This window comes from Paenibacillus sp. 01T422 (assembly GCF_056398785.1).
In genome coordinates this window covers 1-1,395 of sequence record NZ_JBFTQB010001249.1, presented here as the reverse complement: position 1 = coordinate 1,395, position 1,395 = coordinate 1, and the positions used below count along the sequence as shown (strand labels likewise).

Sequence of the window (1,395 nt, the reverse complement as noted above, 5' to 3'; positions counted from 1 at the left end):
GCAAGAGATAGCAGAGTATTACATGAAGCTGCTGAGCATCAAGGCTTCCAGCATGGAGCAAAGAATTGATCAGCTCAGCGGGGGGAATCAGCAGAAGGCGATTTTGGCGAGATGGTTAGCGACAGAGCCGAAACTCCTCATTTTAGATGAGCCGACTCGTGGTATCGATGTAGGTTCCAAAGCGGAAATCCGCAAATTAATTTTATCGCTTGCAGCGGAAGGAATGACTATTCTCATGATCACATCAGAGTGGGAAGAGATGGTTGGCTGTTGTGACCGTATTCTGGTATTGCGGGATCGCCAAATCATTGGTGAGCTGAATGGGAACGAAATCGGTGAACAACGAATTATGCAGATGATTGCAGAGGGAGGGTATAAGAATGACGCCGCTAAAGAGCATGTTTCATAATGCGATCCGCTCCAAATTGTTTTGGCCCTCACTAGGGATTGCCGTAATTTTGCTATTTAATGCCCTATTTACCCCAGGGTTTTTCAATATTCGGATACAAGATGGACATTTATTTGGAAGTTTGATTGATATTTTAAACCGGGGAACACCAATCCTCATCATTGCACTGGGCATGACGCTTGTAATTGCCAAAGAAGGGATCGATATTTCCGTAGGTTCCGTGCTGGCAATAGCCGCTTCCTTGGCAGCCTTTCTATTGCAGAAGCATGTTCCGTTCGCGTTAGCCTTGTTGGCAGGTTTGGGAATCGGCGTTCTGTGCGGGTACTGGAATGGCTTGCTTGTAGCTAAGTTGAAAATACAACCGATGATTGCCACACTTATTTTGTTAACCGTAGGGCGAGGCATCGCACAGCTGATCTCCGGCGGAAAGATCATTACGATTTCCGATAAAGCTTACCGCTTTGTAGGAGGGGGCTATTTGCTTGGCTTGCCTTTTGCGGTCATTTTGGCTGTCGTTGTTTTCGTTATATTACATGTTATTACCCGGAAAACGGCATTTGGATTATTCCTGGAATCCGTTGGTTCTAACCGCGTTTCCAGTGAGTTCGCTGGTATTAATTCGACTCGCATTATGATGTCTGTCTATATTATTTGCGGCTTTTGCGCAGCACTTGCCGGCATTATTGTTAGCTCCAACATCACTGGCGCGGATTCCAACAATGCCGGGTTATGGTTCGAGCTCGACGCGATCCTAGCCGTTGTTATCGGCGGTACTTCGATGCGTGGCGGACGTTTCTACTTAGGCGGCACTGTGTTAGGAGCTCTATTCATCCAAACCTTAACGACGACTATTTACACGTTAGGCGTACCATCGGAATCTGTTATGGTCGTCAAAGCAGTCGTTATCATTCTTGTTAGCTTAGCCCAATCTGACGTATTAAGAGATATGTTCAGTCGTACGTTTAGCAGAAAAACGGGGAAGAAGG

General features: G+C 46.3%; 2 protein-coding genes. Both read left to right on the top strand.

Annotated elements, in window-relative coordinates; genetic code table 11:
* Positions 1-409 (top strand): ATP-binding cassette domain-containing protein (locus tag AC1DUA_RS37665; RefSeq protein WP_477504583.1); only part of this gene is annotated, 409 nt, incomplete at its 5' end.
* Positions 381-1,395: ABC transporter permease (locus AC1DUA_RS37660; protein ID WP_477504582.1), on the top strand; the 1,015-nt coding region annotated here is incomplete at its 3' end. The genes AC1DUA_RS37665 and AC1DUA_RS37660, both read left to right, overlap by 29 nt.